The sequence below is a fragment of the [Clostridium] aerotolerans DSM 5434 genome (genome assembly GCF_000687555.1).
GTDB classification, from domain to species: domain Bacteria; phylum Bacillota; class Clostridia; order Lachnospirales; family Lachnospiraceae; genus Lacrimispora; species Lacrimispora aerotolerans.
In genome coordinates this window covers 1-8,176 of record NZ_JHWJ01000031.1, presented here as the reverse complement: position 1 = coordinate 8,176, position 8,176 = coordinate 1, and the positions used below count along the sequence as shown (strand labels likewise).

At 40.7% G+C, this 8,176-nt stretch carries 6 protein-coding genes; all 6 read left to right on the top strand.

What is annotated here, in order from left to right; all coding sequences use genetic code 11:
* The first annotated feature begins 311 nt into the window (after nucleotides 1-311).
* Entirely contained in the window at nucleotides 312-986 is a 675-nt protein-coding gene (locus T546_RS24320) for a polysaccharide deacetylase family protein (RefSeq protein ID WP_084326584.1), read from the top strand.
* A gap of 63 nt (nucleotides 987-1,049) precedes the next feature.
* Entirely contained in the window at nucleotides 1,050-2,855 is a 1,806-nt protein-coding gene (locus T546_RS0121995) for a WD40/YVTN/BNR-like repeat-containing protein (RefSeq protein ID WP_026893458.1), read from the top strand.
* A gap of 126 nt (nucleotides 2,856-2,981) precedes the next feature.
* Complete coding sequence (locus T546_RS0121990) at nucleotides 2,982-3,239, top strand: DUF6870 family protein (RefSeq protein ID WP_242842277.1); 258 nt, start codon at nucleotides 2,982-2,984, stop codon at nucleotides 3,237-3,239.
* A gap of 135 nt (nucleotides 3,240-3,374) precedes the next feature.
* Nucleotides 3,375-4,991: a recombinase family protein gene (locus T546_RS0121985; protein WP_026893456.1), complete on the top strand. Its 1,617-nt coding sequence runs from the start codon at nucleotides 3,375-3,377 to the stop codon at nucleotides 4,989-4,991.
* 1 nt (nucleotide 4,992) lies between these two features.
* Nucleotides 4,993-6,585: a recombinase family protein gene (locus tag T546_RS24315; protein ID WP_051630045.1), complete on the top strand. Its 1,593-nt coding sequence runs from the start codon at nucleotides 4,993-4,995 to the stop codon at nucleotides 6,583-6,585.
* 16 nt (nucleotides 6,586-6,601) lie between these two features.
* Complete coding sequence (locus T546_RS24310; RefSeq protein WP_051630043.1) at nucleotides 6,602-8,161, top strand: recombinase family protein; 1,560 nt, start codon at nucleotides 6,602-6,604, stop codon at nucleotides 8,159-8,161.
* Nucleotides 8,162-8,176: the final 15 nt, after the last annotated feature.

The window sequence follows — 8,176 nt, the reverse complement described above, 5'->3', positions numbered from 1 at the left end:
TACTCAGCTGTCATAATAGGGATAAAAAATGAAAGACAATTGTTTGATGATAGAAACTAATAAAAAGAGAATAATTTGTATAATTTTGTAAAAACAAAGGATGAATCCTCATATTATCAAATAAAAATAGAAAAAACTTGCATAATAATTTTGTACATGTTAATATGAATGTGTAAATATTTACCAATTAACTGTGATGATGTTACATATCAGATATTTTGAGGGGAGATTTTATCTGCATTAGACTTAAACTAGTTAGATTCGCTCAGGTGTGATATCTAGCGTTGTCCAACTAATAAGGGGGATTTTGTATGAAACGAAACGTAAGATTTCTACTGGCATCTGCATTGGTACTGACCGTAGGGTTATTAAAATTTACCAACGTTTATGCCCAGGAGACGACATCAGCAAACATTGCTGATGTGAAAGCGGCAGCGAATGCCGGGAATGTATACCTTACCTTTGATGACGGCCCGAATAATGCAACTTCACAAACATTAATATCCAATCTTAAGAATGCTGGATGCTACCAGGCAACATTGTTTGTCTGGGGCAACAAAATTGCCGGCAATCAGGCTGCATGGAATGCCTATGTAAACTCAGGCTTCAGCCTTCAAAATCACAGCTGGACCCATTCTCAGATGAGCAGCTGGAGCTATCAGCAGGTCTATAACGATTTCCAGAAATGCAACCAGGCCATTCAAAACGCTGGTAAGCCAAAGCCAACCAAAGTGAGATTACCCTATCTTTACAACAATAATACCATTACTCAGGCATGTTCCGCATTAGGCTTATCCATTGTTACTCCTACTGTCTATACAAGCGACTGGGAAGGCGCGAGTACACAGACAATTATCAACTCCTGTAACAATTTAAGGGCAGGCGGAAATCCTCTGATGCATGATGCCTATCAGACGACACTACAGGCACTACCGACAATCGTAAATAATTTAAAGAATCGTGGCTTCGGTTTTGCGCAGTATTAAGCTAGGATTGTACATAACTTATACACGCTGCCTGTTTTCTTGGGCAGCGTTTTTATTCACTACATGAAAAAAGGGGTAAATATGAAGAAAAAGCTTTGGCTGCCTTTCTTGGTTCTTTTGCTACTGGTTGCTGTATCGTTTGTATGTTTCAGAAGAGAGGCATCCCAGACATGGGAGCAGACCAATGGTCCATATGGAGGATATATCTTATGCATGGCAGCTGAGAAGGAAAAGGTTTTTGCAGGGACGCAGGGAAGCGGTGTCTTTGTCTCCACTAATCAGGGGGCTGACTGGAAAGCTGCGAATGAAGGCTTAGACAGCGATCATGTATATTCCTTTGCCATCAGCGGGACAATGATATTTGCAGGAACCAGTGCGGGCATCTATTCCTCACCAATAGATGAGATACGCTGGCAAAGTGTGGATTCTAAGCTTCAGGATGTTATGGTCTATTCAATTGCAGGAACAGAAGAGAAACTCTATGCAGGAACCAGCAAAGGCATTCTATATTCTGCAGATCGTGGCATAAACTGGAAAGAGATGAATGAGGGATTAACTTCAAGCAATGTAAATTCAATAGTCGTAAGTGGTACAGACTTATTTGCAGGAACAGAGGAAGGCGGTATCTACCGGTCTTCTGATCAAGGCGATCATTGGATACAGGTCAACAATGGCCTGACCAAGCTGCAAGTCACTTCTCTTGCAGCAAGCGATTCTGCAATCTATGCCGGTACTCTTGGAGGAGGTATATTTATGTCTGATAACAATGGAGAGAGCTGGCAGTCCTTAGACATGGGAGAGACCAGTAAAAATGTCAATTCCTTATCCATAAAGGAAACCAATGTTTTTGCAGGAACAGAGGAAGGGATATTTCTTTTTGACGGCACTGGCTGGAAGGCGGTTAATAATGGTCTGACAAATCATTATGTATATACTTTGATTGCAGATGATTCCTGTATTTATGCCGGAACCAACGGAGGAGGAGTATTTGTCTCTCTGGATAATGGGGAAAGCTGGAATAAGATCAATGAAGGATTGATGAACACTCATATCAGTTCTTTTGCCTCTCATAACAAGGAAGTCTATGCCGGCACCAGCGGCGCAGGTGTCTTCGTCTCTCAGGATGGGGGACTGAACTGGAAGGAAGCCGGATCAGGATTAACAAATCCTTTTGTCTTTTCTCTTGCGATTAAAGATACAGGCATTTTTGCAGGCACTAACGGCGGCGGAATCTTTTTATCCACAGATCAGGGAAAAAACTGGAACGAGATGAATTCCGGGCTTACTAATAAGTTTGTATATTCTCTTGTAATCAATGGCAATGATATCTTTGCTGGTACCTTTGGGGGCGGCATATTCCGTTCCAGTGATAATGGAAACAGCTGGGAAAGTGTTAACCAGGATATCACCAATTATTATATCAGTTCTCTTGCGGTAAGCGGTAAGGAGCTTTATGCCGGTACCTTTGGCAGCGGAGTGTTCCGGTCATTTGACAATGGAGAAAACTGGGAGGAGGTTAACAACGGAATCACCAATGCCCAGATCTTTTCACTGACCGGCAATGAGTCCTTTATCCTGGCAGCCACACCGGGGGACGGCGTATTTCTATCTACAAACAAAGGAGACAGCTGGAAGCCGGTCAATACAGGTCTGACCAGTGGAAATATCAATGCCCTTGCTGTCAGTAAATCAGCCGTTCTTGCAGGCACTTACGGTGGTGGTATGTATCATTCATTTGATGATGGAAAAAACTGGAGTGATTTCAATACCGGTCTGGAATCGGTTGATGTTTATTCTATTTTAATCGGAGATAATAATGTATTAGCCGGAACCAGCGGAAAAGGAGTCTGGACACGGTCTGATAAATAAGTTTAATCGGCTGTATATTCCTTCCGTCTTTAAAGAGATGGGAGAATATACAGCTTTTTTATGTACAAGGAGCTTGCGGTAGCATAGGACAATCCGGGAACTGCATACATTAAAACTGTAACTGAGATGAGAGGAAGAATGGGATTGACCAGCAAAGAAATACCAGATGATTCAGAGTTTCGTAAAGAAGATCTTGTTGACATCAGATCAGTTCAAATTGATACGAATCTGCCAAAGGAAGAACGAATCCAAAGTTTTCTAAAACAGATTAAAAATCCATATTTATTCCGTTATGGAGATATGGTGATTCATTCTGTTTTTTCAGAGACAGAGGTTACTTTGGATGAGCGGTTAAAACAATACTTCCGGATAGAAAGCAGGTAAAGAATCGGCATGAAAAAGCAAAAACAAGGTTTTACACAGGTGCGTATTGTGAGAGTGGATGATATAAAGTACATAGGGATAAGATGGAACCGCCTGAGTTTTTGCTGATACAGTAAATGCTTAGGAGGTTTTTTTGTGGAATCAATTCAGGAAAACAGAATATATCACGGCGCTATTTATATCCGGCTATCCAAAGAAAATGGAGATAAACAGGAAAGCAATAGTGTTGGAAATCAACGGGAGTTGATTCTTTCATTTTTAAAAACGAAACCGGAAATAGAAGTATGCTCGGAACGCATAGATGATGGATACAGTGGGGTATCCTTTGAACGGCCTGCAATCAAAGCGCTGCTTGAAGATATCAAGGCAGGAATCATTGACTGTGTCATTGTAAAGGATTTATCCCGCTTCGGCAGAAACTACATAGAAACTGGAAGATACATAGAACAGGTCTTTCCTTTTTTAGGGGTCAGATTCATAGCCATCAATGATGGATTTGACAGCAAAATGGCACAAAGTCAAACCGATGGAATAATAATTCCTTTTAAAAATCTAATGAACGATGCCTATAGCCGTGATATTTCCATAAAAGTAAGGAGCCAGATAAAAGTCAGATATTCCCGGGGGGAATATATCGGCGCCTTTCCTATTTATGGGTACTTCCGTTCGAAGGAGGATAAACATAAGCTGGTAATCGATGAGTTTGCAGCAATGACAGTACGCGATATTTTCAAATGGAAAATTAAGGGGTACAGCAACCAGAAGATTGCAGATCGTTTAAATGCAGCAGGAATATTATCACCTCTGGAATATAAGAGGATGCTTGGCTGGGCATTCAGCACATCCTTTAAGCTTAAGCCCATAGCCAAATGGTCAGCCCAGGCAATCAGCCGTATTTTGGAAAATGAGATATATACAGGCACCATGGTTCAGGGGAAGGAAAGCTCCCCCAATTACAAGGTGAAAAAAAAATTCAAAAAACCAAGATCAGAATGGGCAATTGTGGAAAACACCCATGAAGGAATTATTACAAAAGAAGACTTTTCCCTTGTCAGACGAATCCTTTCTACAGATACCAGAACAGCTCCGGAGCAAAAAGAGCTATATCTTTTTTCCGGCATTTTAACATGTGGGGAGTGCAGGAAAAGCATGATACGAAGACCAGTGAAATCGGGTGGTAAGACCTACATCTACTATATATGCAGAACAAACAAAGAAGATAAAACAAGATGCAGCAACGCAAACAGAATTGGTGAGCATCAACTTAAGGCCTGTGTTCAGGAGGTCATAAGGCAGGAAATTAATACCTTCAGTAATGCAGATGACATCCTTACCTATATGGATTCCCTTCCTGGGAAGGACATTGAGGTTACAAAGTATTGTCAGCGGCTGAAAAAGAAACGAGAGGAGTATGAGTATTACCAGAACCTGATAATGGGGTTATATGAGGATTATAAAAAAGAGATTTTAAACAGGGGAAATTATTTTAATATAAAATCCGCCTATGAAACGATCGTGGAAGAGATTTGCCAGGCCATAGGAATATTGGAAGAGAATTTAAAAGAACTTTTAGAAAATAACGATTCGAAGAATCAATGGCTGGAAGAATTCAGAGACATAAAGAATATCACAGAGATCAATCGTTCTCTGCTTCTTTTTTTAGTAAAAGAGATTGTGGTATTAAATAAGAACCATATCCAGATTATTTTTAATTTTAGGGCTGAAATTACGGTACCCATGGGAGTTGAATGAAATGGCCAGAACAAATAGAAACAATCGGGAGGTTTTAAAAGAGACCGTTGAAAAATCCTTTTTAACAGCCATATATGCCCGTCTTTCCATAGAGGACAACGGGATTGACAGTGACTCCATTGAAAATCAGGTGTACTATTTAGAGAAATATGTGAAGGAACATAAAGAACTAAAGCTTATCACCACTTACTGTGATAATGGATTAACAGGAACCAATTTTGACAGGCCAGGGTTTCATGCCATGCTTGATGATATCAAAAGCAGTAAGATTAATTGCGTGGTTGTGAAAGATCTGTCCCGGTTTGGAAGAAATTATATGGAGACAGGGAACTATCTGGAGAATATTTTCCCTTATTTAGGAGTGCGTTTTATCTCAGTTAACGATTCTTACGACAGCCAGGAGGCAACGTCTAACGAAGGGCTCTCCCTTTCCCTTAAAAATGTATACCATCACATTTATGCAAAAGACATTTCAAAGAAAGTCTGTACTTTACTTGATGTGAAGAAAAAGAAAGGGCTGTTCTTGGGGAGATTTGCTCCTTATGGATATAAAAAGTCAGAAGCCAATCCGCGTCAGCTGGAAATAGAAGAAAAAACAGCATCTATAGTAAGGGAGATTTTTTTCCTTAGAAGGAGTGGGATGGGGGCTGTAAAAATAGCAAGAAAGTTAAATGACAATGATGTTCCATGCCAGACAAGAAGGCTTTATCAAATGGGATTATTAAAAGGGATCAACGGTGAAGCCGATGCACTTTGGTCTGGCTCTTCTATTGTTAGTATTCTTGAAAATCCCGTTTACTGTGGCTGTATGGTAGAGCGTAAATCGGAGCAGTCCTATTATAAAGGCGGCAGAAAGCAAATGATTCCAAAAGACCAATGGAATTATATTGAAAATACCCATGAACCTATTATTGATTGGGAATTGTTTACGAAAGTCCAGGCTATATTGGAAGAATCAAGGCAAACCAGAAACAATAAAGGAAGAAACCACCGGGAACAAACAGAAAATCCCTTAAAAGGCCTTATTGTATGTGGCTGTTGTCAGGGGAGAATGATACGGGACAGCGGATATTTTGATCAGGAGGGAAACTTAATACATCATCGTTTTATCTGCCGAAGAAAGTATTTAAAGCAGCAGGGGTGCGAGGCAGAAAGTGTACTGGAAGCAGATCTACTGCCGATGGTGACCGAATCTGTTACAAATCAGTTAAAGGTACTTGGCGGCTCAGAGAGCCATGAACAGCCGGAAAAAGTACTTGACACAACCAGGCAACTGGAACAGAACCAGGCAGCCTTTATAGAAAGGGAGATAAAAGAATTGGAACAGTATCAGGATTATAAACGAGGGCTGTTATCCAAAGAGGAATACGTCTGCATACAAAGAAAAAGAGAGGAACAAAAAGCGGCTCTTGAGAAAGAGAAAGTAAGGCTAAAGAATCAACAGACAGAGGAGAAACAAAAGGAGGTGGAACGGATTGAGGCAGATGACACAGGAGATATGTGGAAGTATCTTATAGAAAGAATTGTTGTCTGCCACCACTGGGTGGAAATACATTATACCTTCTGTTCCGAATACGATCAGCCGCTTGCTTAAAGGAAAAAGCTGAAAGGTGGTGGACCTAATAGACGGTCAGCAAAATATAGCAATTTATATGCGTATTTCTGATGAGGACGAAGAATTAGAAGCTGGTGGAGAAAGCGACAGCATAGCCGGGCAGAGAATGCTTCTTATGGATTTTATAAGGAACCGGAGAGAATTAAGGGATTATAACGTGATAGAGTTTGTGGATGACGGATACAGCGGAACGAATTTTGACCGTCCCGGTGTTTTGAACTTGCTTGAGATGGCAAAAAGGAAAGAAGTCTGCTGTATCATTGTAAAAGACTTTTCACGGTTAGGGCGGAATTATTTGGAGGTGGGAAACTATCTGGAACAGATTTTCCCTTTTTTAGGAATCCGGTTTTTCTCTGTAAACGATGGCTTTGACAGCTTTTACAGTGCAGGAGCTGCCGGTGCCCTGGATGTGGGCTTTAAAAATATTATTTACGAGGCATACAGTAAGGATCTATCCGTAAAGATCAAAACGGTACGAAAATCAAAAGCAGAACAGGGGAAATTTGTAACAGCCTTTGCACCATACGGTTATAAAAAAGAGGAAGGGAGCAGAAACCAGCTTATCATTGACCCGGAGTGTGCTCCCGTAGTTAGGCATATCTTTAAGCTGTATTTATCGGGTGTAACAAAGACGGAAATCACCAGACGGCTAAATGAGGAAGGGGTACCAAGTCCCATGAGCATAAGGAAAAGACGAAGGGAACCTTTAAACAGATCAGGAAGCCGTAATTCCTTTCTGTGGACGGTAGGAACGGTATCTCGTATATTAGAAGATCAAAGGTATACGGGAGATGCTGTTTATGGAAAAGTCAGACCAGAATCTGTAGGAAGCAAAAAGGAGATTAAGGTTCCAAAAGACCAGTGGATTCTCGTTCCTGATGCTCATGAAGGAATCATTACCCATGAGGAGTTTAGGGCTGCGGAAAAGAGAAAAAAAAGTTACAGCAAGAAAGAGAAAGGAAACGGAACGGAAAGCTTGTTTGCCAAAAAGATAAGATGCAAAGCATGCGGCCATGCGTTGACAAAGATAGAAAAGGGCAAGAAAATCAGCTATTGCTGCAAAACAGGCAGGAATCTATATAAAAACACATGCTATCAGGGAAGAATTGAGGAGCAGGAGCTAAATGGCGCAATGATAAGCTGTTTGCAGAATTTTGCTTTTATGACCAGTCAGCCACATAATGACCAGACAAGGAAACAACCTGTTACCAGAAACCACATGACTGAAATTAAGACCCTGCAACGAAAGATCAGTAAGCTGAAAGGAAAAAAGTTTTCTTTTTATGAAGCCTACAAAAAAGAAAAGCTTTCCCAATTTGCTTTTCAGGAAAGGTTAATGGAACTGGAACATTCCGTTACCATATTAAAGAATCAATACCAAACGCTTATGGAGAATCCGGTGTCGGAAGCGAATGAGGAGCCATTTACCGGCTGCTTTCCATTTGATACCTGTAACAGGGCAATGATTGATGGATTCATAGAGAGTATTACCGTAGAAAGGAATGGAACTGTTACCATCAGGTGGAGCTTTATGGAACCATTCATTTGTCCCTAATGAAACAGACGAATA

Excerpts from the sequence above, each read along its gene's own strand:
- T546_RS24320 (WP_084326584.1), top strand. The coding sequence starts at position 312 with ATGAAACGAAACGTAAGATTTCTACTGGCATCTGCATTGGTACTGACC.
- T546_RS0121995 (WP_026893458.1), top strand. The coding sequence starts at position 1,050 with ATGAAAAAAGGGGTAAATATGAAGAAAAAGCTTTGGCTGCCTTTCTTG.
- T546_RS24315 (WP_051630045.1), top strand. The coding sequence starts at position 4,993 with ATGGCCAGAACAAATAGAAACAATCGGGAGGTTTTAAAAGAGACCGTT.
- T546_RS0121990 (WP_242842277.1), top strand. The coding sequence starts at position 2,982 with ATGAGAGGAAGAATGGGATTGACCAGCAAAGAAATACCAGATGATTCA.